This window comes from Pseudoflavonifractor sp. AF19-9AC, from assembly GCF_003478995.1.
Taxonomy (GTDB): domain Bacteria; phylum Bacillota; class Clostridia; order Oscillospirales; family Oscillospiraceae; genus Lawsonibacter.
Map to the genome: position 1 here is coordinate 197,854 of NZ_QUGI01000003.1, position 23,982 is coordinate 221,835.

The 23,982-nt window shown below is 58.4% G+C and carries 17 protein-coding genes; 7 read left to right on the plus strand and 10 right to left on the minus strand.

The genetic code is table 11. The features are described from left to right. The first annotated feature begins 63 nt into the window (after positions 1 to 63). Positions 64 to 1,767 carry an ABC-ATPase domain-containing protein gene (locus tag DWX58_RS06570; protein WP_118642196.1) on the plus strand — a complete coding sequence of 568 codons (1,704 nt, stop codon included), beginning with the start codon at positions 64 to 66 and terminating at the stop codon, positions 1,765 to 1,767. An 86-nt stretch (positions 1,768 to 1,853) separates the two neighbouring features. Here DWX58_RS06570 and DWX58_RS06575 read toward each other — a convergent pair whose 3' ends face one another. The 10 genes from DWX58_RS06575 to DWX58_RS06620 form a co-directional block, all read right to left on the minus strand. Beyond that, positions 1,854 to 2,129: a hypothetical protein gene (locus DWX58_RS06575; RefSeq protein ID WP_118642198.1), complete on the minus strand. Its 276-nt coding sequence runs from the start codon at positions 2,127 to 2,129 to the stop codon at positions 1,854 to 1,856. A gap of 10 nt (positions 2,130 to 2,139) precedes the next feature. Then, positions 2,140 to 2,529 (minus strand): hypothetical protein, encoded by a 390-nt coding sequence (locus tag DWX58_RS06580; protein ID WP_118642200.1) that lies wholly within the window; start codon positions 2,527 to 2,529, stop codon positions 2,140 to 2,142. Positions 2,530 to 2,535: 6 nt separating this feature from the next. Continuing rightward, on the minus strand, positions 2,536 to 3,048 hold the full coding sequence (locus DWX58_RS06585; RefSeq protein ID WP_158579228.1) for a YcxB family protein: 513 nt from the start codon (positions 3,046 to 3,048) through the stop codon (positions 2,536 to 2,538). A 256-nt stretch (positions 3,049 to 3,304) separates the two neighbouring features. Next, positions 3,305 to 4,960, minus strand: coding sequence for a galactoside ABC transporter permease (locus DWX58_RS06590; protein WP_118642204.1), 1,656 nt, complete (start codon positions 4,958 to 4,960; stop codon positions 3,305 to 3,307). A 21-nt stretch (positions 4,961 to 4,981) separates the two neighbouring features. After that, entirely contained in the window at positions 4,982 to 6,490 is a 1,509-nt protein-coding gene (locus DWX58_RS06595; RefSeq protein WP_118642206.1) for a sugar ABC transporter ATP-binding protein, read from the minus strand. Positions 6,491 to 6,692: 202 nt separating this feature from the next. After that, entirely contained in the window at positions 6,693 to 8,000 is a 1,308-nt protein-coding gene (locus DWX58_RS06600; protein ID WP_118642208.1) for a substrate-binding domain-containing protein, read from the minus strand. 185 nt (positions 8,001 to 8,185) lie between these two features. Then, complete coding sequence (locus DWX58_RS06605) at positions 8,186 to 9,166, minus strand: substrate-binding domain-containing protein (protein ID WP_118642210.1); 981 nt, start codon at positions 9,164 to 9,166, stop codon at positions 8,186 to 8,188. Beyond that, complete coding sequence (locus DWX58_RS06610) at positions 9,153 to 10,871, minus strand: sensor histidine kinase (RefSeq protein ID WP_347559157.1); 1,719 nt, start codon at positions 10,869 to 10,871, stop codon at positions 9,153 to 9,155. The genes DWX58_RS06605 and DWX58_RS06610 overlap by 14 nt, the downstream gene beginning before the upstream one ends. Further along, positions 10,868 to 12,151, minus strand: a complete 1,284-nt coding sequence (locus DWX58_RS06615; protein ID WP_118642590.1) for a response regulator — start codon at positions 12,149 to 12,151, stop codon at positions 10,868 to 10,870. Before DWX58_RS06615 ends, DWX58_RS06610 begins: the two co-directional genes overlap by 4 nt. A gap of 224 nt (positions 12,152 to 12,375) precedes the next feature. Then, positions 12,376 to 13,257, minus strand: a complete 882-nt coding sequence (locus DWX58_RS06620; RefSeq protein ID WP_118642212.1) for a LysR family transcriptional regulator — start codon at positions 13,255 to 13,257, stop codon at positions 12,376 to 12,378. A 170-nt stretch (positions 13,258 to 13,427) separates the two neighbouring features. On the opposite strand from DWX58_RS06620, the gene DWX58_RS06625 reads away from it, so the two are divergent. From DWX58_RS06625 to DWX58_RS06650, 6 genes are all read left to right on the plus strand, one after another. Then, positions 13,428 to 13,931: a MarR family transcriptional regulator gene (locus tag DWX58_RS06625; RefSeq protein ID WP_243093293.1), complete on the plus strand. Its 504-nt coding sequence runs from the start codon at positions 13,428 to 13,430 to the stop codon at positions 13,929 to 13,931. Beyond that, positions 13,897 to 15,639 carry an ABC transporter ATP-binding protein gene (locus DWX58_RS06630; RefSeq protein WP_118642214.1) on the plus strand — a complete coding sequence of 581 codons (1,743 nt, stop codon included), beginning with the start codon at positions 13,897 to 13,899 and terminating at the stop codon, positions 15,637 to 15,639. The genes DWX58_RS06625 and DWX58_RS06630 overlap by 35 nt, the downstream gene beginning before the upstream one ends. A 16-nt stretch (positions 15,640 to 15,655) precedes the next feature. After that, a complete protein-coding gene (locus tag DWX58_RS06635) occupies positions 15,656 to 17,545 on the plus strand; it encodes an ABC transporter ATP-binding protein (RefSeq protein ID WP_118642216.1) in 1,890 nt (629 codons plus the stop codon). 221 nt (positions 17,546 to 17,766) lie between these two features. Beyond that, positions 17,767 to 18,330, plus strand: coding sequence for a TetR/AcrR family transcriptional regulator (locus DWX58_RS06640; protein ID WP_118642218.1), 564 nt, complete (start codon positions 17,767 to 17,769; stop codon positions 18,328 to 18,330). Between the two features lie 10 nt (positions 18,331 to 18,340). Next, positions 18,341 to 20,791: an MMPL family transporter gene (locus tag DWX58_RS06645; protein WP_118642220.1), complete on the plus strand. Its 2,451-nt coding sequence runs from the start codon at positions 18,341 to 18,343 to the stop codon at positions 20,789 to 20,791. Beyond that, positions 20,788 to 23,970: a GLUG motif-containing protein gene (locus DWX58_RS06650; RefSeq protein ID WP_118642222.1), complete on the plus strand. Its 3,183-nt coding sequence runs from the start codon at positions 20,788 to 20,790 to the stop codon at positions 23,968 to 23,970. The genes DWX58_RS06645 and DWX58_RS06650 overlap by 4 nt, the downstream gene beginning before the upstream one ends. Positions 23,971 to 23,982: the final 12 nt, after the last annotated feature.

Genomic DNA, 23,982 nt, shown 5'->3' on the forward strand with positions numbered 1-23,982 from the left:
ATATGGCTGTTGGTCTTCCCCCACCACCAGGGAGTATCTTCGGCAGCCGAAGGAGCCATTACCATGCAGACTGCATCTGATTTACAAACTCTGCTCGCCCGGATTGACCGCAGAAGCTATCCCGTCTACAAAGACACCAGGGGATGCTACCGATTCCCGGGCTATATTCTGTCCATCGACCACGTCCAGGGCGATCCCTTTGCCGCTCCCTCCAAGGTGAGCATCCACGTCAAGGGAAGCGAGGCCGGATTCCCCAAGGCACTCTATGAGACACGCGGTCAGCGCATCGCCCTGCAGGACGCTCTGACCCGCCGGTTCGGGCGTGTGGCGGGTCAGGCCTCCTTCCAGGCTAAAGGCTCCGGGCACAGTGGGCTCATTTCCGTCAGCCGCTGCGGTCCGGAGATTCTGGAACGCACCGCCTGCCAGCTGGATCCCCAGAGCGGCGACCTCCTTCTCCGTCTTGAGGTGGGCTTTCCCGCCAACGGCCGGACCATCAACGCCAGAGAACTGGAAAAGATTCTTTTTGATCTGCTCCCCCGTTGCGTGGAATCTGCCCTATTTTACCGAAATCTGGACGGGCGGCAGCTTCAGGCCATTGCCGATCTGGCCGAGGATCAGGACTATATCCGCTCTGTCCTCCCCGATATGGGTCTGTGCGCCTTTGTGGCGAACGGCAGCATTCTGCCCCGCGCCTCCGGCATCTCTTCCCTTCCCATGAAGAATGCGGTTTCCTTCCGCTCCCCCGGGGAGCTGGCTGTGACACTGGATCTCCCCCACCAAGGCAAAGTCACCGGCATGGGCATCCCCAAGGGCGTTACCCTCATTGTAGGCGGCGGCTACCACGGTAAGTCCACCCTGCTCAAGGCCCTGGAGCTGGGTGTCTACAACCACATTGCCGGGGACGGCCGGGAATATGTGATTACCGATGCCTCCGCCGTAAAAATCCGGGCGGAGGACGGGCGGAGCATTCGGCGCACGGACATCTCCATGTTTATTAACGACCTGCCCAACGGAACGGACACCGTCCATTTCTCCTCAGAGGATGCCAGCGGCAGTACCTCTCAAGCGGCCAATGTGGTGGAGAGCATGGAGGCCGGTACCTCCCTGCTGCTCATGGACGAGGACACCAGCGCCACCAACTTCATGGTCCGGGATGAGCTGATGCAGCGGGTGGTACACCGGGATATGGAGCCCATCACGCCTTTTCTGGAACGGGCGCGGGAGCTGTACGACACCTGGGGCATCTCCACCATTCTGGTGGCGGGCAGTTCAGGCGCGTTCTTCCACATCGCCGACCACATCATCCAGATGGACCGGTACATCCCCCAAGACATCACTGCCCTGGCCAAAAAGGAGGCCTCTGCCTTTCCCATCCACACCCAGTCCCCGGAGCCGGCGAAGGCCCCGGAGTTTCACCGCTGTCCCAAGCCCTCGCCGGAGCTTCGAAGCGGCGAGCGGGTCAAGCTCAAGACTCTGGGACGGGACGGCCTGTCCCTGAACCGGGAGACCATTGACCTTCGGAATGTGGAGCAGCTCACCGACAGCGAACAGGTCTCCGCCTTGGGCAGCTGTCTGCTCTATGCCCAGCGGCATCTGATGGATGGCACCCGGGACCTGCGCCAAATTGCAGACGCTCTGGACACCCTGATTCAGGAGCGGACTCTGTCCGCTCTGTGCGAGAATTCATCCCCCGTCTCCTTCCTGGCCCGCCCCAGAAAGCAGGAGATCCTCGCCTGTCTGAACCGGTATCGTGGGCTGCGGCTGTAAGACAGACGTTTATTCTCTCAATACTATAGGAAAACGCCGGAAGAGTATCCATTCAGGACGCTCCTTCCGGCGTTTCTATGTCTATTTTACCGGTGGAAGAAAAAGGCTCCCGCCGTAACTGCCGCGCCAATCAGCAGAATCAGGATTTCTGTCCCCTGGCGCTGTCGGATGGCATTGCGCAGATCCCACCCCCAGTCCGCCGCCATCAGCACCAGAGCCAAGGCAATCAGCCCCAGCCCCAGAGGGGCGCCGACCCGGAACACAGGGCTTGGATAGGCAGCTCCGCTGGCTATGACCATGAGCAGCACGGCCAGCCCCGAAACAGCACAGATGACTTTTCCCCTGCTGAGATTCCGCTTCATCCTTCTCACCTCACTGCTCGCACTCCGCCGGGTCCTGCTTTACCCAGACCACCTCCAGGTCCTCCTTGGGTGCGTTCTCATATTGCCGCGACTCCTTCAGACGCTGCTCCAGCTCTGCAATCTCGCTGAGGATGGCGGTCCGGCTCTTTCGCCGGTTCAGCTTCAGGAAAAAGTGGTAGCGGTCCTCCACTGACTCCGATTTTGGCGGAAAGACGATGACATTGCCGCCAACCCGGTTTCCTTCCAGCTCATTGCGGGCGATGTTGTCATCCAGCTCCGCCATCTTCCGGGCATACCCGGTATATTCCTTCCAAGGCATGCGGATGGTCCGCTTATAGGCCGCTCCCCCTACGAACAGGGCGGCCGCCCCAACGAGCAAGGCTTTTTTCAGTTGCTTCATCTGTGATTACCTCCCGACATTCAGAATATTCTTCTGCGTCTTCTCCTGCAGAAAGTTTCGAAACTCCTCCAGCGTGCCCCCTTGCAGGGCGGCCTTTTTACAGATCTCACCCTCCTTGGGGCCCTGGACTAGAAGGATGTAGTCCTGGGTCTCCGCCAGCGCTAAAACCTGCTCATAGCTCCACTGGGTCACGGATGCTCCGCTTTCCACCGTATAACCCTCAGGAGAAAAGGAGATCGTCACCGTCTCCTCCCCCTTGGGCACCATCATCCGGGCCGCGAAGCCGTTGATGGCATCGCCCCAGACAAGAACGACCAGCAGCAGGAGAATGGCGGCGCTGTCCAGCCACCTCACCCAAGTCTGCTTGGTGGTGAGCACCACAGCGATCCCCAGCGCAATGCTCCCCCACTCCAAAACCTGAATGTTTCGGTCCGACTTTTTTCGAACCGTTTTTCGCATCGCCCGCGACAGGGCCGTCAGTTCTTTCTGGCGGTACAGGCTCTGACAGGTAAAGTTCATAATCGGTTCCCTCATTGTCTTTTCTTTGATGGTTGACAGTATAACAACGCTCCAACACAAAAGCAAGAAAGATTCCCTTAAGTTTCTTTTAAACTCCACACGGTCCCCCGCCTGGCTTTTCTTCGCTGCAGGCACGGGTTTCGGCACAAAAAAGCCCCCGCAAGACAAATGCAGAGGCTCTGTCTTGCGGGGGCTTTACGGGATAACAACTTTGAAGACCTCTCTGTGGGATCAGGCCACAGGGGCCGACCAGTTCTTACTTCTTCTGGACGTACTTCAGGCAGTCCAGAGTCACGGCCACCAGAATGATGATACCGGAAATCACGAACTGGAGGTTGGCGTCAATGCCCAGAACGGTCAGGGAGTAGGTCAGGGCGGTGAAGATAAACACGCCCACCACAACGCCGGAGATCTTACCGATACCGCCGGTGAAGGAGACACCGCCCACCACGCAGGCCGCGATGGCGTCCATCTCCCAGCCCTGGCCATAAGCGGCGGAACCGGAACCGAACATGCGGATACACTCCAGCCAGGAGCCGAAGCCGTACAGGATACCGGCCAGGATGAAGGCGCCCACAGTCACCCAGAACACGGAGATACCGGAGACAGCGGCGGCCTCAGGGTTGCCGCCCACAGCGTACAGGTTCTTGCCGAAGGTGGTCTTGTTCCAGATGAACCACACAATGACAATGGCCGCCACAGCCCACAGAATGATAGTGGGGAACTTTCCGATGCGGGGGATAATCATACCGGGAATGGTGGAATCAATGGAGCCGAAGGAAACACCCTTGGTGGAGTAAGTCACCAGACCGAAGATGACCAGCATGTTGGCCATGGTGGAAATGAAGGGGTGCATCTTGAACTTGGCCGTAAAGAAACCTGCGATGGTGGTAAAGAAGGTACAAAGGACAATACAAACCACCAGAGCCAGGAACACACGGGCCAGCACCGGCATGCCGGTAAAGTCAAAGATATGACCAAACACACCGCCAGTATTGATACCCTGGTGCATGATAATGGTAGCGGTAGTCATGCCCATACCAACCATACGTCCGATGGACAGGTCGGTACCGGCCAGCAGGATGAGGCCGGCCACGCCGAGGGCCAGGAACATACGGGGAGAGGCCTGCTGCAGGATGTTCAGGACGTTGTTCACCGTCAGCAGCTGGGTGCCCTTCACCACGGGAGTGATGATACAAAGGGCCACAAACACCACGATGATGGCCAGGTACAGACCGTTTTTCAGGAAGAAGTCCCGGCGGTTAAAGGTGTACTTGTAGTTCTCCCACCGCTGAGCCATGGATTCACCGAAGGTGAACCGGGACATGCGCAGCAGGTCGATGAGGTGATACTTGTGATCAAAGGCGGCGTGCTGACGGTCCTTCACCGCCTGCAGGTCCTTGGCCAGCTGCATCTTGGCGTCAAAGAGACGGTTCTTGTGGACGTACTTCTCGTCCTTGATCTCCTGGGCGTCGGTCAGCTTGGCAAGGGTAGCCTGGTGATCCTTCTGGAGCTGCTCCACCGACTGGCGGTACTTCACCTGGGCGGCAACCTTCTCTTCCTTGCAGCTGGCTACCACTGCCTGGTAGTAATCGGTGTTGTAGTGCTCCTTCAGGTACTGCTCCGCCTCAGAAATCAGCTTGGAGACCTGGTCCTTGTTCTGGTTCTCCACTGCCTTGGCCTGCTCCAGCTCCTTGGCGAGCTGGGCGCTGCGGGCTACCTTTTCCTCCTGGGTATAGATGCGGTCCCGCTTCAGGTTATCCAGAGCGCTCTGGATCTCGATGACCTGATCGGTGCCATCCTCGCGCAGCGCGTTGATTTTCGCCTGGATATCGCCGACATACTTGTCGATGGGCTGAAGAAGCTCCGCTTCCTGTTCAGCCGTAAGAATTTTTGTATTTTCCGTCACCATAAGCAATTTCTCCCACTACACTTACAGGTATTTTGCGCTTAACCGCAAAAGCTCTTCCTGATTGGTCTCTTTGGTATTCACAATTCCGGACAGGTGTCCATTGGACATGACGCCGATGCGGTTGGTGATACCCAGAATTTCCGGCATCTCAGAGGAAACCACGATCACGGTCTTCCCCTGCTTTGCCATGTTGATGATCAGCTCATAGATCTCGTACTTGGCGCCCACGTCGATGCCTCGGGTGGGTTCGTCCATCATGAAGATCTGGGGCTCACGCTCCAGCCACTTGCCGAAGATCACCTTCTGCTGGTTTCCGCCGGAGAGGCTGGAAATCATATCGTCCGGGCCCATGCACTTGGTGTGCATGATCTTGATCTCCTTGTTGGTGGCCTTGACCATCTTGGGCGTGGACAGAGCCGGGCCGGCCTTATACTGATTCAGGTTGGCGATGGTGGTGTTAAAGGTAAGGTCACACTTCAAAAACAGGCCGTTTGCCTTGCGTTCCTCTGTAATCATGGCGAAGCCATGCTCAATGGCTTCCTTGGCATTGTTGAAGTTCATCAGACGGCCCTTGAAATAGACACGGCCGGCTGCTCTGGTACGAACGCCAAAGATGGTCTCCAACAGCTCGGTGCGCCCGGCGCCCACCAGGCCGTACAGGCCAAAGATTTCGCCCTCCTTCACATCGAAGGAGACGTCCTGGAGGTAGGGGGCATATTTGGTGGAAAGGTGCTGGACGGACAAAATGGTATCCCCGGGGGTGTTGTCCACCGGCGGGAACCGGCTCTCCAGAGAACGCCCCACCATGGCTGCAATCAGCTCGTTCATGTTGGTGTCCTTGGCGTTCTTGGTCATAACCAGATTGCCGTCACGAAGAACCGAAATTTCGTCGCAAATTTCAAAGATCTCGTCCATTTTATGGGAGATATAGATCAGGGAAATGCCCTGATTCTTCAGCATCCGCATCATCTCGAAGAGCTTGTCAACCTCCTGCACAGTCAGGGAGGAGGTGGGCTCGTCCAGGACGATCACCTGGGAGTTATAAGAAATTGCCTTGGCAATTTCACACATCTGCCGCTGAGACACGGACATATTCCGCATGGGCTGCGTCAGGTTGACCGTCATGCCCAGCTTACGGAACAGCTCAGAGGCCTTCTTCTTCATGGAGTTCTCATCCACAACGCCCGCGGCATTGGTGGGATAGCGCCCCAGGAACAGGTTGTCGATGACGTTGCGCTCCAGACACTGGTTCAGCTCCTGGTGCACCATGGCAATTCCGTTTTCCAGAGCGTCTTTCGGACCGGAAAAGCTGATTTCTCTTCCGTTTAAGTAAATTTTTCCCTCGTCCTTCTGGTAGGTGCCGAACAGACACTTCATCATAGTGGACTTACCGGCGCCATTCTCGCCCATCAGTCCCATGACAGTTCCGCGCTTCACGTCCAGATTGATATGGTCAAGCACCCGGTTGCGGCCGAAGGACTTGCTCATACCCTGTATGGACAGGACAATATCATCTCTCGCATCTGCCATTCTCGTTACTCCCGTCATACATTAAACAGTTTGGGCAAAACCTGGAATTCTGCCCGATTTACGAAAATCGTCATTGGGGAGAAGTGCTTCTTCCGTGCGGAGAGTGGATTCTCCCGGACGGAGAATTCCTTCTCCCCAATGGCAAACTGTTACTTACTTGTTCATCAATTTGGATTTGCGCCAGTTCAGCGCACCGGCTGGATTACTGAGCCAGGATGCCGGTGTAAGAGGCGGCGTTGTCGGTCTTCACCATGTTGATGGCGAAGGCGTCATAGTTCTCCAGGTTGGTCAGGCGGTTGGTGATGTTGCCCTCGGTCTGGCCGTCGCCGCCGATGTATTCGACATTCAGGTTCAGCAGGTCATCGTACTTCTCCAGCAGGGGCTGATAGGTGGCGCTGAGGAAGTTATCAGCGGAGTTGTAGATGTTCAGCCACACATTCTTGGTGGGGTGATCCTTGGCATCCAGCTGGTTGGAAACAGGAGCGTAGGTCACGGTGGAGTCGGTGAAGTCCTTATAGTTCTCAGCGGTGACAGCCACGTTCAGGGCGTAGTAGGAGCGGGTGGCCTCGTCATACTTGAACACGTCGGAGCTCAGGACGTTGCCGGCCTCGTCGGCGGTGCCGATACCGGTGTCGATGTCCACGCCGTCCAGAGCGTTGCGGAGCACGCGCAGGGTCAGGTAAGCCTGAACGTCAGCGTGCTGGCTGATGGTGCCGCCGTAACCGTTGGCGATAGCAGCAACGGCGTCGGAGTTGGCGTCATAGCCGAAGGTGGGAACCCCGTTGGCCTGGGACCAGGCGTTGAAGATGGCCATGCCCATGCCGTCGTTGTTGGAGGCAACGATGTCGATCTGATCGCCGAAGGAGGCGGACCAGGTGTTGATGGCGTTGCCGGCAGTGGAGGCGTCCCAAGTGGCGCCGGCGGAGTTCTTCATCTCCTGAGAGGCCAGCTCACGGACGGTGTAGGTCTTATCGCCGATGGTCAGGGTGCCGTCCTTGACGAAGGTGGACTTGCCGTCCACGTTGGTGCCAACAGGAGTGCTGTCGATGGCGCCGTCCTTCTCAACGGCGGTGCCCAGAGCGGAGCGGACGCCGCGGGTACGGGCGATGGAGTCGTTGTGGCCGATGTCGCCGATGGCCAGCACGTAGCCGATGACGCCGTCGCCGTTGCGGTCGATCTCCTTGCCGCTCTCGACGGCCTTGGTGATGTAGTCCACGATCATGGTGCCCTGGAGCTCAGCGCCCTGGTTGGCATCGAAGCCCACATAGTAGGTGTCCTCGTTGAAGCTCAGAGCGGTCATATCCAGCTCGCCGGTGGAGCTGTTGGAGGGCTGACGGTTAAACCAAACAAGGGGCTTGTCCTTGTTGGCCACCTCAGTGGCTTCATTTCCGCTGCCAGAGGTGCTGCCGGCGCCGGAACCGGAAGCGGAACTACCCTCGTTGCTGGAGGAGCAGGCCACCAGGCTCAGGGACAGGGCAGCTGCCAGGGCAAGTGCAAGTGCTTTTTTCATAACTATTCTCCTTTGCCTTACAATTTAATGGGACTTTCATAAACTATGCAAGTCCCATCTGGCACTTTTAATGTTAGTGGAAATATAGCGGGAATACAAGGTGAAAATTCACCGAAAGGAGGGCAAAAAATTATGCGAATCTATCGTTATGTAAAAATACACCCTCCCTTTTTTGTGCGAATTGCTCAATCCTCCCGCTGTTCAAAGGCAAACAGAGCCTTCTGGCTGTCGATGGAAAACAGATTACTCCGGTCCACAATCCGGGTGGAGGTGTCCACTGTTTGCTCCAGGCCGCCCCCCTGGCCGGACAGCAGCTTGTAGGCGCTCTCCACCCCCAGGTAGCCCATGGCATAGGGGTTCTGCACCACAAGGGCGTCCACGCTTCCCTCCTGCAGACCGTCGATGGTCAACACATTGGAATCAAAGCCCACCAAAAAAACCTGTTCTGACAGACCAAGGACTTCCACCGCCTGGGCTGCACCCACGCTGGTGGGCTCGTTGAAAGCCAGAAGCACGTCGATTTCCGGATGCTCGTTCAGCAAAGCCTCGGTGTCCTTCTGGGCCTGTCCTGCCTCTGCCAGGGTGTTGATGACCGCGGTCACTTCCGCCCGTCCGCTTTCCCGGAAGGTATCCTCAGCCCCCCGCTGCCGCTCCTGACCGTTAGCACTGCTGATGTCGTAATTGATGATGCCCACCTTCAGACGGCCCTTCACCCGCTCCAATGCGGCCCGAGCCGCCATCTGTCCGGCAGCATAGTTGTCTGTCCCGATATAGGTACTCACCGCAGAAGAGTCCACATTGCTGTCGATGGCCACGATTTTCACGCCCTTGCCCGCCGCCTCGTCCACGGCGTCAGCATTGTTCTCGTAATCAATGGCGGAAAACACCAGAGCCTCCGTCCCCTGGGCCACCGCATCGGCCACCATCTGATTCTGGGTCTTGTAATCCTCCTCCGTCTCCGGACCGACGATATTGAGCTTTACGTTATACTCTGTGGCTGCGGCCTCCGCCCCGGCAAAGACGGAAAGCCAGAACTCCGTCTGGGTAGACTTGGAAACCAGGGTCACCACATGCTGGGTGGAGGAAGCCGTGTCCGTCCCGCAGCTGCTCAGCCCCAGCAGCAGCAATGCCGCACAGCACAGGGCAGCAGTTCTATTTCGTTTCATAGCTTCCCTCCCGGATTTTCGGCATGCGGATTTCCACGCTGGTCCCCACATCCAGCTCACTGGTAATATGCAGGCCATACTCCTTGCCAAAATAGATTTTCAGCCGGTCATTGACGTTCTTGATTCCGATGCCGGTGCGGTCCTTGGGACCCCGGCGCATGATGGACACGATCTGGTCCTCGCTCATACCCACGCCGTTGTCCTGAACACAGAACACAATGTCATCCCCGTCCTGGCCCACCGTCACCTGGATGTGTCCTTCATCCACCATCAGGTCCAAACCGTGGTTGATGGCGTTTTCAATAATGGGCTGAAGGGTGATTTTATTGCAGTAGTAGTCCAGACATTCCGGGTCCACCTGAAAATCATAGGTGAACTGGTTCTTATAGCGGTACTTCTGGATTTGCAGATAGCTCTCGGCGTGCTCGATCTCCTTGGCAATGGGAATGAGCTCATGCCCCTTGCTGATGCTGATGCGGAAGAGGCGGGCCAGGGCATGGACCATCTTTACCGCGTCGGCATTGCGCCCCTGCTCACACATCCAGGCGATGGAGTCCAGGGTATTATAGAGGAAATGGGGATTGATCTGAGCCTGCAGGGCCTTCAGCTCGGTTTTCCGCAGGTTCACTTCCTCCTCACGCACGGTGGACATGAGCTGCTGAATCTGCACCACCATGTGCCCAAAGGAGTCGGAGAGCTCCTGCACCTCCCGGGTGCCGCCCACCGGATGATAGGAGAAGTGGTCGGCATCCGCCTCAAAGCTCTCCATGGCGGAGGCCAGCCCCCGCAGAGGGCGGCCCAGCAGTCGGGAGAGCAGCCAGCTGGCCAGCAGAGCCGCCGCCAGCACCACCACCGCCAGCACGCAGGTCAGGCGAATCATATCTTGGACGTTCCGGTTCACCAGCTCGTCCACATAGCTGACGCCCACCACCCGCCAGTCGCTCCCCTCCACGCTGGTCACACAGTAAATGACTGTATCATCCACATAGACGTCGTCCTTCAGGGCCGCCAGGGCGGCGGTATTCTCCGATTTCAGGCCGGAATAAAGCAGCTGCTGCTGGGGATGGTAGACGATGTTTCCGTCGCTGTCCATCAAGAAGCAGTAGCCCCGCTGGCCGATACTCACGTTATTGATGTAACTGGAAATACTGGAAAAGCTGAGGTCCAGGGACACCCAGGCCGCCTCTCCCCCCGGTGCCAGTGGCGCAGTCATGGTCACCACCCAGGGGTAGTAGCTCTCAAAAATGGTCTCCACGTGGGGGGCAGTCATATAGGGCGCCCCCTTGGCCCGGGCCTTGTTCAGATCAAAGGATAGATTCTGATAGATGGTCTCTCTGGGCTCCCGGCCGGGGGACCAGCAATCCAGCAGCGCACCGTTGGGAGAATAGCTGGTCACCGCCACCACATCGGGCCGGAACTTCAAAAATGCGCCCAGCAGCTCGTCCCGGCTGTCCGCACTCTCCAGCATGGACTGCTCCACCAGCCCCATGGCCTGGTTCATATCCCGCAGATAGTTGCTGACCGTATTGGACACCTGAGAGACCGCCTGGGCGCTGCTGGTCCGGGCGTTCTGCACGATGGCGCTGCGGTAGCGGTTCAAAAAGAGCAGAATGCAGCAGCACAGGATAATGGCCACCACGCCTACCACCATGGTCACCAGAATCGCCGTGATGCGCAGACCGCCTCTGGACTTTACGCCCTTCAACGGTTATCACCTGCCCTTGCCTGCTCCAGACGGCGGCGCATGGCGTTGGGTGACTCGCCGCAGTACTTTTTGAAGCAGTAGCTGAAATAGTGCTGATCGGTATAGCCGCACCGCTGGGAGATGTCCTGAATCTTCAAGGCGGAGTCGGAAAGCAGCTCCCGAGCGGCCTCCATTCGCTTGCGGATCAGGATGTTGATAAATGTCTCACCGGCATACTTTTTAATACAGGCGCTGAGATGGTTGGGGCTCACGTCCAGCATGCTGCTGAGGGAAACCAGGGACAGGTCCGCATCCATATAGTGCTGGTCCAGGGTGTCCAGCGCCCGCTTGCACAGCAGGCTCCCCCCCTTGACCGCCGGCTCCAGGTCACTGACAAACTGGGCGCTGCCCTCGCTTCCGTCGCTCTGGCGGAAGGCCTCCATGGCCTCCCGGTAGGCCCCGTGCAGGCCGGTCAGGGTGTTGGTCAGCCGGCTGACCCCGATGCGGCAGCCTCTCCCCAGCACGCGCTGGGTCATCTGGGGGATTTCGTCGGCCAGAATGTGCAGATACTCCTCGAAATCTGACCGGTTTCCCATGAGCACGGTAATCACCTTGCCGAAGGCAAAGAAGCTGACGCCCCGGAGGTATTTGGCCGCCAGCGTATCCACCGACGCCACAAAGGACGGAGTGGTCCCCTCATCCCCCTCCTGGCTGAGCAGGGCAGAGACCATCACCGTGTAGCAGGGCCGGTCATCCTTGTCCCGCAGCAGACCGCACTGCCGGCCGTATTCCTCCAGCCGTGCTTCCTCCTCCGGCTCCGCATACTCGTCCAGCACCAGGGGCATGAGCATGGCCGCCCGATGGTCCGGCCGCTCCATCTCCGGTACCGCCTGCCGGAAGAGGGCAAACTGATCGTCGATCTTCTGCCGGATATTGCGCAGCTCCGCCGCCAGTCCCTCCATGGTCAGAGGCTTGAGCATATAGCTGATGATGTTATACTGAATGGCCTGCTTGGCGTACTCAAAGCTGTCATAGCCGCTGAGAAACGCAATGTTGGTGGCCGGACGCACCTCCCGCACCTGCCGGGCCAGCTCGATGCCCGAAATAAACGGCATGCGGATGTCGGTCAGCAGCAGATCCGGCTCATGCTTTTCCACCAGCTGCAGAGCATCCAGCCCGTTGCTGGCATTTCCAACCAAACGAAAGCCATAATCCTCCCAGGGAATCATGGTGCAGACAGCTTCCCTCAATTCGTCCTCGTCGTCGGCAACGATCACCGTATAAAGCGTCTTTGCGGCCATTTCGGACATCCATCCTTTCTCTCTTGGAACCAACCCGCGCCCCGGTATCCAACCACATTTCCATCTTGTGGAAATGGGTCAGGTCCGGCCAATCTCTCGGTAGATTTGTTCTTTTTATTATAGCAGATTTGTATCTATTCCACAAATACTTCTTAGCTTATCCCCCGGCATTCTTCTTTTTTCAGGGAGGCTCACTGGCTTCCATCCGCATAAGCCCCATTCTCTCACTTGTCCTCCATCTGCTCCTGCAGAATCGACAGGAAGAGACGTAGTGCCGGGCTGAGGCCATCCCCCCGATACACCACCCCAAAGGACAGGGGATCAAACTGGGGAATGGGAATATAGCGAAGGCCCGGCACCCGGGCCGGAGGCAGGTCGGTCATAATGGCAAAGCCATATCCCGCCTCCACCAGGGTATAGACAATCTCTATACTGTCGCAGAAGAGCATTTGATCCGGGCCCCGCTCTCCCACGATCTGATTTTGCAGCGGGAAGAGCGCCTGGGGATAGATGGGCGGCGGACAGGTGGCAATGACTCCTCCCTGCCTCAGCTGCTCAACGGTAAGCTGTTCATAGGCGGCCAGCGGATGCCCGGGGCTGCACACACACACCACCGGGCAGCGTTTGATCTCCCGGTAGACGGCCCGCTTGGGCGCAGCCTCCTGAAGAGAGAAAAACACTTGAATGTCGTCCTCCGCCAGCAGATTTTCCATGGAGGTCGAGGGAATGAGCCGCAGCACCGGCAGCAGCTTGGGCATCTCCAGCCGCAGCGGCTCCAGCACCGACCGCAGCAGCCGCAGCTCCAGAAAATTGCGGCAGCCAATTCCCATCCGCTGGGGAAGGGTCTCCTGGCACTCACTCACCCGCGCCTTGGACAGGCCGGTCAGCTTTAAAATTTCCCCGGCATACTGGGTAAACAGATGCCCGGCCGGGGTCAGCCGGACGCTCTTGCTGGTGCGGAAAAACAGCTTGGTCCCCAGCTCATCCTCCAGGGTGTTAATCTGGTGGCTCACCGCCGGCTGGGTAATCCGCAGCTGCTCCGCCGCCCGGGAAAAGTTCAGAAAATTTGCCACCGACAAAAAACATTCCAATTGTGTGGTGTTCACGGAAAGGCCTCCTTTCACTGCATCAGATTCTGTGCAATAACATAAATCAATAAAAGCTTTTTATCGATGATAACATATTTGAATTTCACATACAAGCCCATCTGTGCTATAAAACGTAACGTACAAAACAGTTCTCATTCGAACCAATGTGAAACAAGAGGTGAACCAACGTGAAAACTGACCGGCGAACGCTGGCCCTGGAAAATCGGCGGATCAGTATTCGGACGGAACTGCTCACCGACCAGCTGGTGTCCCAGGCAGGGCTGACAGCATCGCAGGCACACATGCTTTTCTTCATTCTCAGCCACTCTGCCAAGGGCACCTCTCTAACCGACATCCACCGGGAATTCGGCTTTTCCAAGGCAACCTTGTGCCGTATTCTCAAGCAGCTGCGCCAGGCAGGTTATGTCCGGGTGGAGCCCTGTGCGGCGGACGAACGCCGCAAACTCCTGTTCGGCACGGAAAAGGGAGCTCAGACAAGACACTTTCTGGACCAGGCCGTCCATAAGGCCTGGGATCAGGTCTACGAGGGCTTTTCCGATGCGGAACTGCAGGAGCTGGACCGGCTGCAGAAAAAAATGATTCAGAACCTGTCTGTACACACCAATTCCCCAAACGATTCCAGGAGGCGTGAAGATTGTGAAGAAAGTCCTACAACAACTCAAACAGTATAAGCGGGATACCTTTTTCTGCATCGGCCTGACGACGCTGGAAGTCATCATGGAAATCCTGCTTCCCTTTATTACCACCCGTCTGCTGGCGGAAGGCCTGGAAACCGGCTATCTGCCTGCCGTGTACCGCTACGGTGCCATTCTGGTGGTTATGGCGCTGCTCAGTCTGATTTTCGGAGCGGTTGCCGGCCGCTTTGCCGCCAGCGCCTCTTCCGGCCTGGCAGCTAACCTTCGCGAGGCCATCTATGCCAACATCCAGACCTTCTCCTTTTCCAACATTGACAAGTTCAGTGTCCCCGGTCTGGTGACCCGCATGACCACCGATATCACCAACGTGCAGCAGGCTTTCATGATGGTCATCCGCATTGCGGTGCGCTCCCCCCTGACCCTGATTTTCAGCTTTGCCATGTGCATGATCATTAACGTAAAGCTCAGCCTGACCTTCCTCATCGCCTTGGCTTTTCTGCTGGTGGTTATCGGCGCTATCATGGTAGTGACACTGAAAATCTTCAACCAGGTCTTTCAGAAGTACGACGATCTGAACGCCAGCGTTCAGGAAAACATTTCCGCTATCCGGGTAGTCAAGGCCTTCGTCCGGGAGGACTATGAGAACAAAAAGTTCTCTTCCGCCTCCCAGAATCTGTACCGTCTTTTCGTCAAGGCAGAGGGCCTTCTGGCCTTCAACGGCCCTGCCATGATGCTGGCTGTCTACTTCTGCATTATCATGGTATCCTGGCTGGGTGCTCACTACATTGTAGTGGATCACACCCTGGCCACCACTGACCTCACCAGCTTATATAGCTACATCATGTCTCTGCTCATGAGCCTGATGATGCTCTCCATGGTAGTGGTCATGATCTCCATGTCCATGGCCAGCATTCGTCGAATTCAGGAGGTACTGACCGAAACTCCTGACCTGCACAATCCTGAGCAGCCCATTCACGAGGTGGCCGATGGCAGCATCGACTTCAATCACGTGAATTTCTCCTATAAGCACGGCAGCGGCAAAAATGCCCTGTCCGACATTGACCTGCACATCCGCTCCGGTGAAACCATCGGCGTCATTGGCGGTACCGGCTCGGGCAAGAGCAGTCTGGTCAACCTTATCTGCCGGCTGTACGACGTGGACGAGGGCTCGGTATGCGTAGGCGGCGTGGACGTGCGGCAGTACGATATGGAGTCCCTGCGCAACCAGGTATCTGTGGTACTTCAGAAAAACACCCTCTTCTCCGGCAGCATCCTGGAAAACCTGCGCTGGGGCAACCCCGATGCCACCGAAGAGGAATGCATCGAGGCCTGTCGGGCGGCCTGCGCCGACGAGTTTATCGACCGCATGCCCGACGGCTACCATACCCGCATCGAGCGGGGCGGAAACAACGTCTCCGGCGGCCAGAAGCAGCGGCTGTGCATCGCCCGCGCTCTGCTGAAAAAGCCCAAGGTCCTCATTCTGGACGACTCCACCAGCGCGGTAGACACCGCCACAGACGCAAAAATCCGGGCCGCATTCGCCCAAAAGATTCCTGGAACCACCAAAATCATCATCGCCCAGCGGATCTCCAGTGTGGAGGGTGCCGACCGCATTCTGGTTCTGGACAACGGCCGCATCAACGCCTTTGATACCCACGAAAATCTGCTGAAGTCCAACCCCATCTACCAAGAGATCTACGAGTCTCAGGTCAAGGGCGGCGGCGACTTCGATCAGCCCGCTTGAGAGGAGGATTGAACCCATGAATTCCCGTATGAGGCAAGGAGACGGCCCGGCTGTTTTGAATCGGGTCCTCCGCTACATGCTTCATTATTATAAATATCTGTTCACCCTGGTGATTGGGTGCATCCTGGTCTCGGCCGTGTGTACCGTGGTATCAGCCACCTTCCCCCAGACCCTGATCCGCAATTATCTGGAGCCCATGCTGGAAAGCGGCTCTCAAGACTTTTCCGGCCTGCTCCAGGACGTTATCCAGCTGTGCTGTTTCATGGTGGTAGGCGTCATTGCCTCCTACGCCTACAACCGCATCATGGTTAACATCAGCCAAGGTACCCTGCGCCGTCTGCGTGACGACCTGTTCCACAAGATGGAGGCTCTGCCCATCAAGTACTTTGATACCCACGCTCACGGCGACATCATGTCGGTTTACACCAACGACGTGGACACCCTGCGTCAGCTGATCAGCCAGAGCATCCCTCAGATTATTAATTCGGGCATCACCATGGTCGCTACACTGGTAACCATGCTCGTACTTAGCCCCGCCCTTACTGTCATCTCGGTCCTTACTGCACTGGTCATGCTGGCCGTCACCAAAAACTTCACCCGCCTGTCCGGCCGGTACTTTATCAAACAGCAGCGTGCCCTGGGCGAAGTAGACGGCTTCATTGAGGAAATGCTGGACGGCCAAAAGGTGGTCAAGATCTTCTGCCATGAGGAAGCCGCCATGGCAGACTTCCACAAGGTAAATGAGGAACTGCGCCAGAGCGCCAATCTGGCCAACCGCTACTCTAACCTGCTCATGCCCATCAACGCCAACATCGGCTGGCTGAGCTATGCACTGGTCACCATCGTCGGTGCCATTCTGGCCATCAACAACAACATGGCCGGCGTGGACCTGGCCACGGTCATCACCTTCGTGGGCCTGAACAAGAGCTTCACCAACCCCATCTCCCAGGTCAGCATGCAGGTCAACTTTGTGGTCACCGCTGCCGCCGGCGCCCAGCGTGTCTTCGACCTCATGGATCAGGTGCCTGAGGAGGACAACGGCTACGTGGAACTGGTCAACGCCAAGGAGAATGCTGACGGCCAGATGGTGGAGAGCGCGGAGCGCACCAACGTCTGGGCCTGGAAGCACCCCCACAAGGCGGAGGGCACCATTACCTACACCAAGCTGGAGGGCGGCGTGGTCTTTGACGACGTGGACTTCGGCTACGACGAAAACAAGCTGGTGCTCCACAACATCAGCCTCTGGGCCAAGCCCGGCCAGAAGATCGCCTTCGTGGGCGCCACCGGCGCCGGCAAGACCACCATCACCAACCTCATCAACCGTTTTTACGACATTGCCGACGGCAAAATCCGCTATGACGGCATCAACATCAACAAGATTAAAAAACCCGACCTGCGCCGTTCCCTGGGCATCGTCCTTCAGGACACCCATCTTTTTACCGGTACGGTCATGGAAAACATCCGCTACGGCAACCTGAACGCCTCCGATGAGGAGTGTATGGCCGCCGCCAAGCTGGCCAACGCCGACGGCTTTATCCGCCGCCTGCCTGACGGCTACGACACCATGCTCACCGGCGACGGCGCCAACCTGAGCCAGGGCCAGCGTCAGCTGCTGGCCATCGCCCGGGCCGCCGTGGCCGACCCCCCGGTGCTCATTCTGGATGAGGCCACCTCCTCCATCGACACCCGCACGGAGAAGCTGGTCCAGGACGGTATGGACGCTCTGATGACCGGGCGGACCACCTTTGTCATCGCCCACCGACTCAGCACGGTTCGCAACGCCGACTGCATCATGGTCATGGACCAGGGCCGCATCATCGAGCGGGGTACCCACGACGAGCTCATTGCCAAGAAGGGCACCTATTACCGCCTCTACACCGGAAACTTCGCCGAAGAGCCGGCATAACTGAATTTACCTGCCAAACCCGGGATGGACCGCTTCACGCGTCCATCCCGGGTTTTATTTTCCTCCGCTCCGCGCCCCGTGTTTGGGGCGTTTTTGCTGCGAAGGTCAAAAAGGGGCTATTTCATCTCCTCCCACTTTGTTTAATCTACATTTGTATATTATCTTGACACATGTAGTTTCTGATGCTAAGATGATCCTACTTTAATTCTGGAGGAGAGCTCATGGAAGAACACTTGGATCTGCGCCAGCGCAAAACCCGGAAGCTGCTGGTGGAGGCTCTGGCCCACTTGATGGAGGAGAAGCCTTTTCCGGACATCTCCGTGGTGGACATCTGCGCCCGGGCCATGGTTCACCGCACCACCTTTTACGCCCACTTTACCGACAAGCAGGAGCTGCTGCGCTATCTGCTGGAGGGGCTGGAGCAGCAGTGCATCTCTACCTGCCTGCCCCGTGACCCGGAGCGAAGCCCCCGGGAGTACTTGCTGACGGCCGCCCGGAATGTCTTTGACTTCTTTGACGCCCACCGGAAGCTGTACCTGGCCTGCATCACCAGTGGAACCGACGTACAGGTCCACGTTCTGGAGGACTGTGCCGCCCAGGAGCTGGCCCGCCTGCTCTCCGAGCCCCGGTTCCGCTCGCTCTCCCCTCAAGTGGATCCCCAGGTGGCCGCCCACTTCTACACCGGTGCCATGCTGGGCCTCATCCGCTGGTGGCTGACCGACAGCCATCCCCTCCCGGCCAGCCACCTGCTGACCAACCTGGAGCAGTTTATCCCCATTCAGTGAGGTGTCACCCATGACTCAGGAAACACGTACCGAGAGTCCCATGACCAAGCTGGCCCGTTTCATTGTGGACAAACGAAAGGCCTTCTATCTGATTTTCACTGCGGTGGTTCTCTTCTCCGCCGCCTCCATCCACAAGGTACAGATCAACAACGACATCACCTCCTACCTCCCCTCCCAAACCGAGACCCGCCGGGGTCTTACCATTATGGAGGAGGAGTTCATCACTCTGGGCACTGCCAACATCATGGTGTCCAACGTCTCTTACGAGACCGCTCTGGACCTGTCTGAGCAGATTGCCGAGGTCCCCGGGGTGTCCCAGGTGGAGTTTGACGACACCGATGCCCACTATAAGGACTCCTCCGCACTCTTCACCGTTTCCTTTGACAAAGAGGAGGCAGATCCGGAGACCGAGGCTGCTCTCAACCAGGTCCTACAGGTACTGGAGGGCTACGACGTCTACTCCTCCACCCAGATTGGTCGGGACGTGTCCGCCAGTCTTCAGAAGGAAATGACTGTCATCCTAGCCATCGCCGCAATGGTCATTGTAGTGGTGCTGCTGTTCACCTCCAAGAGCTACATGGAGGTGCCCGTCTACCTCATCGTCTTCGTGGCGGCCGCTCTTTTGAACATGGGCACCAATTTCATCTTCGGCACCATTTCCTTCATCACCAACTCCATCGCCGTGGTGCTGCAGCTGGCCCTAGCCATCGACTATGCCATCATCTTCTGCCACCGGTACATGGAGGAGCGGGACAATGGTCTCAGTCCCCGGGAGGCTGACATTGCTGCCCTGAGCAAGGCCATTGTGGAGATCTCCTCCTCCAGCCTCACCACCATCTCCGGCCTGGTGGCCCTGATGCTCATGCAGCTGCGCATCGGCTTTGACATGGGCATCGTCCTGTCCAAGGGCATTGTGTGCTCCATGCTGTGCGTGTTTTTGCTCATGCCCGGCCTGCTGATGCTCTTCAGCAAGCCCATCGACCGCACCCGCCACCGCAATCTGGTGCCCAAGATCAACTTCTGGGGCAAGGCGGTGGTCCGGCTGCGCTACATCCTCCCCCCTATCTTCCTGGTGGTTGTGGTGGTGGGGGCGGTACTGTCCTCTCACTGTGACTACGTCTTTGACGCCAACGACACCGACTTTGACAATAAGCCCGACTGGCGCATCGCCGACGAGAAGGTGGCCGATACCTTCGGCCAGAAGAATACCCTTGCCGTGCTGGTCCCCCGGGGTGACTATACGAAGGAAGGGCTTATTCTGGAACGAGTATCCCAGCTGCCCCAGATCTCCCAGGCCACCGGCCTTGCCAACCAGGAGGTGGAGGACGGCTGGATGCTCACCGACCAGATGAATCCCAGACAGTTCTCGGAGCTGGCCGGAGTGGACATCGAGCTGGCCCGGCTCCTGTACCAGGCCTACGGCCTCAGCGTGGAGGAGTACGGGGCCATTTTCCAGAATCCGGACGACTACTCCGTTCCCCTCATTGATGTGTTCGAGTTCCTTCTGGAGCAGAAGGACAAGGGAGTGGTCAGCCTCACCGGAGAGCAGGAGGACAAGGTAGAGGACCTGCGGGAGCAGCTGGACATCGGTCTGGAGCAGCTGCGGGGTGAAAACTGGTCCCGCCTGGTCTTTGTGGCCGACGTCCCCACCGAAGGCGATGACACCTACGCCCTGCTGGATGAGATCCGCGCCATTGCCCAGGACTACTATGGGGACCAGGTAATCCTGGTGGGTAACTCCACCAACGCCTTCGACCTGGCCAGCTCCTTCTCCGGAGACAACATGAAGATCAGCATTCTCACCGCCCTGTTTGTCATGGTGATTCTGCTCTTCACCTTCAAGTCCGCAGGCCTGCCCATTCTGCTGGTCCTTACCATCCAGGGTTCCATCTGGATCAACTTCTCGGTGCCTGTGCTCACCGGAACGAACCTGTTCTTCCTGAGCTACTTGGTGGTCAGCTCCATCCAGATGGGCGCCACCATCGACTACGCCATCGTCATCACCAACCGCTATCTGGAGCTGAAAACCATCATGGACCGGAAGCAGGCGGCGGTGGAGGCCCTGAGCCAGAGCTTTCCCACCATCCTCACCTCGGGTACCATCATGGCAGTGGCCGGCTTCCTCATCGGCGGCATCTCCACCGACGCCACCATCGGCTCGGTGGGCCAGACCCTGGGTCGGGGCACTGTCACCTCCATTGTGCTGGTCATGACGGTGCTGCCCCAGCTGCTGATGCTGGGTGATGCACTCATTGAGCGCACCGCCATCACCCTCAACCGGGACCGTGCCCAGCGCTTCAACAAGGGCACCATGCGTCTGGATGGCCACATCCGGGGCCACGTCTCCGGCTTCGTGGACGGCGAATTCAAGGGCGTGCTCCACGGCAGCGTGGACGCCCTCATCGAGAGCAAGTATCAGGAGCGGAAACTCCCTGGAGAACAGGAGGACGACACACCATGAACCGCGTCAAGCGTCTTTGGGCCCTGCTGACCTGTCTGGCCCTTCTCGCCTCTCTCACTCTGCCCGCAGCGGCAGAAAAGGCATCATTCACCATCCATTCCCCGGAGGACTGGGCTGAATTTGTCCGGCTCAGCACCCGGGACGTGTGGTCCCAGGGGATGACCGTAGAGCTGAATGCCGACCTGGACCTGTCGCAGAGCGGCAGCACTCCGGTCCCCATCTTCCAGGGCATCTTCCACGGCAACGGGCACACCATTTCCGGTGTTTCCTACACCGATAAGGGCTCCAAAGTGGGCCTGTTCCGCACCCTCACCCAGAGCGCCGTGGTGGAAGACCTGACGGTGACGGGCACTCTGGAGCCCCAGGGTACCGCCTCCTCCGTAGGTCTTCTGGCCGGCGAGAACTACGGCACCATCCGCCGCTGTTCCGCCCAGGGCACCGTGTCCGGTCAGGAAAATGTGGGCGGTCTGGTGGGTCTGAATGGAGAAGAGGGCCTCCTCTCTGCCTGCTCCAGCAACACTCAGGTCACTGGTGTCACCAACGCCGGCGGAATTGCCGGGCAGAACCTGGGCACCCTAGATACCTGCTCCAATTCTGGATCCATCAATCCCCAGGCCAACCAGGAGATCCCCACCAACGTGGGCGGCATCGTCGGGCTTTCCAGAGGTACCATCCAGGGCTGCTCCAACTCCGGCGCGGTGGGCTATCCCCATCTGGGCTACAACATGGGAGGCATTGCCGGGATGCAGTCAGGGGAAATCCTCCGCTGCTCCAACACCGGCCGGATTCAGGGCCGAAAGGATGTGGGCGGCATCGTGGGACAGTTCGAGCCCAGCACCACCCTCACCTACAGCGACTCTCCCGTCCAGGCGCTCAGTGACAGTCTGGGCGGTCTGCTGGATGAACTGAGCACTCTCACTGAGACACTGGATGCCATGGCCGTCCGGGGCATCGAGGATGCCCAGGTCATCCACGACGCCCTCTCCGCCATTCAGGACAAAACCCACTCCACCGGCAGCCAGGGCCACGCTGACTTTCAAGCCATGTCCGACGAGCTTTATGGCTATACGACCTCCATTCACGACAATCTGACTCAGCTCCGCAACCACCTGGACCGGTTCAATCAGGACGCAGAGAAAGAACTCCAGACCGTTCTGGACCAGTCCGACCAACTGCTGGACGATTTGCAGACGCTGCTCTCTCAAGCGGACGCCGGAATCCGGGACTCCATCTCCGCGATGGAGCGCACCGTATCCGGCATCCGTGCCCAGCTTCAGGTCATCCGCACTCAAAGGCAGGCCATGGGGCAGGAGATTGACCAGCTGAATGAGTACATTGCCCAGATTGCCGCTCTGGTGGCGGAGGGCCGATTTGAAGAAGCCCTTCAGCTCCCCTTCCCCACCCTGAAGCTGGGAGAACACCTCAGCGCCATTTCCTCGGCCAACCATGAGATCGCTCAGCTGGTGGCAAAGCTGCCGGGACAGTGGGCCGATATTTATAAGCGCCTCTCCAGTTCCATGAAAGACACCGGCAAAGAGATTGATGAGAGTTTAGATCAGCTCTACGATGCACTGGATTCCCTGCTGGAGCTGTGGTCCAGCGTCTCTTCCGACATCCAGAAGGATGTGGATGCCATCAGCGGGGACTCCGCTAAAATACGGGACCTGCTGAAAGACTATACGGATACACTGGGGGATCAGGTGCAGGATGCCGCGGATGAGATTGACGCTCAGCTCACCATCATCCAGAACCAGGCCAACCAGATGACCCAATGGGCCAAGGAGGACCGCCAAGCCATCCACAGCTCCAGTCAGGCCATGCTGGACCATCTGGAGGGGGTCCGCCAGGCCATCGCCGATCTGGGAAAGGAGCCGGAGCTCACCATCACCGACCTCACCGACCAGGTGGAGGAGGGGCCCGGCCTCATTGCCGAGTGCACCTGCACCGCCCAGGTCAACGGTGACACCAATGTGGGCGGCATCATCGGCACCGCCGCCCCTGAGCTGGGAGACGACCCAGAGGCCACCTTTGACTTCGGAGACCTGGAGCTGCTGAGCGATGTGTACGCCACATTGCGCTGTGTGGTCCGGGACTGCCGCTTTAACGGCAGTGTGACAGTCAAGAACGAGTGCGGCGGCGGCGTGGCCGGGCGCTGCGAGGTAGGTGCCATTCTGGACTGCGCCGCCCGGGGTAGTGTGGAGGTAACCGGCGACTACTGCGCCGGCATTGCCGGACGGACCCGGGGCAAAATCCTTCGGTGCGCCGCTCTGGTGGACCTCACCGGTGAGAGCTGGCTGGGCGGAATCGCCGGATTGGGACAGGACATCAGTGCCTGCCGAAGCATGGTGCAGGCGGACAGCCAGGGCGAATACCTGGGCGCCATCGCCGGTCAGGCAGAGGGCGAGCTGAGCGACAACTTCTATCTCTTCGAGGATTTGGCCGGGCTGGACAGCGTAGACCGGGCCGGACTGGCCCAGGGACTGGACTTTGATGCCTTCTCCCAGCTGTCCGGTATTCCGGAGGATTTTCTCACCTTCTCCTATCAGTTCAAAGTGGATGGCAGGATCGTGGCCGAGGTGCCCTTTGCCTATGGGGCCGACCTGGACCTCACAAAGGTGCCCCAGGCCCCGGAGCGAAACGGAGAATTTGGCCAGTGGCCCCAGTTTTCCACAACGAATCTCCGTCGCTCCCGGGTCATCGAGGCGCAGTTTGCCTCCCCAACTTCCACCCTGGCCGACCGGGAAGGCGTGGCCCAGCTACTGGTGGAGGGGACCTTCGCCCCGGACGCAGCCCTGACCGTCACCCAGGCTGAGCTCCCCGGCCGGGACGCTGTGGACGCCCAGCCGGTATCCGCCTGGAACTACACCGTCACCGGAAGCCAGTCGGACACGGTTACCCTCCGTCTGCGCACCGATGGAGCAGAACATCCTGCGGCCGCCCTCTATCAGGACGGTTCCTGGGTCCGGGCCGAGAGCACACTGGACGGAAGCTATCTGGTGCTGGAGGCCCCGGTTCAGGGGCAGGTGGTCCTGCTGGATAAGGGTGGACTTTCCCCCCTGGTCTTTGTGCTGGGCGGGGCAGGACTTGTGGTTTTGCTGGCATTTGCTTGGCTGATTTACCGCCGTCGGAAGGCCTCTTCCCGTATTGAGGAACAAGAGGAACAAAACGTACATTCATAAACAACAAACTGC

What these genes read in the sequence shown, in the direction of transcription:
- DWX58_RS06585 (WP_158579228.1), bottom strand. Translation starts at nt 3,048, where the DNA reads ATGAACTTTACCTGTCAGAGCCTGTACCGCCAGAAAGAACTGACGGCC.
- DWX58_RS06650 (WP_118642222.1), top strand. Translation starts at nt 20,788, where the DNA reads ATGAACCGCGTCAAGCGTCTTTGGGCCCTGCTGACCTGTCTGGCCCTT.
- DWX58_RS06570 (WP_118642196.1), top strand. Translation starts at nt 64, where the DNA reads ATGCAGACTGCATCTGATTTACAAACTCTGCTCGCCCGGATTGACCGC.
- DWX58_RS06600 (WP_118642208.1), bottom strand. Translation starts at nt 8,000, where the DNA reads ATGAAAAAAGCACTTGCACTTGCCCTGGCAGCTGCCCTGTCCCTGAGC.
- DWX58_RS06590 (WP_118642204.1), bottom strand. Translation starts at nt 4,960, where the DNA reads ATGGTGACGGAAAATACAAAAATTCTTACGGCTGAACAGGAAGCGGAG.
- DWX58_RS06605 (WP_118642210.1), bottom strand. Translation starts at nt 9,166, where the DNA reads ATGAAACGAAATAGAACTGCTGCCCTGTGCTGTGCGGCATTGCTGCTG.
- DWX58_RS06580 (WP_118642200.1), bottom strand. Translation starts at nt 2,529, where the DNA reads ATGAAGCAACTGAAAAAAGCCTTGCTCGTTGGGGCGGCCGCCCTGTTC.
- DWX58_RS06595 (WP_118642206.1), bottom strand. Translation starts at nt 6,490, where the DNA reads ATGGCAGATGCGAGAGATGATATTGTCCTGTCCATACAGGGTATGAGC.
- DWX58_RS06645 (WP_118642220.1), top strand. Translation starts at nt 18,341, where the DNA reads ATGACTCAGGAAACACGTACCGAGAGTCCCATGACCAAGCTGGCCCGT.
- DWX58_RS06635 (WP_118642216.1), top strand. Translation starts at nt 15,656, where the DNA reads ATGAATTCCCGTATGAGGCAAGGAGACGGCCCGGCTGTTTTGAATCGG.
- DWX58_RS06575 (WP_118642198.1), bottom strand. Translation starts at nt 2,129, where the DNA reads ATGAAGCGGAATCTCAGCAGGGGAAAAGTCATCTGTGCTGTTTCGGGG.
- DWX58_RS06615 (WP_118642590.1), bottom strand. Translation starts at nt 12,151, where the DNA reads ATGGCCGCAAAGACGCTTTATACGGTGATCGTTGCCGACGACGAGGAC.
- DWX58_RS06640 (WP_118642218.1), top strand. Translation starts at nt 17,767, where the DNA reads ATGGAAGAACACTTGGATCTGCGCCAGCGCAAAACCCGGAAGCTGCTG.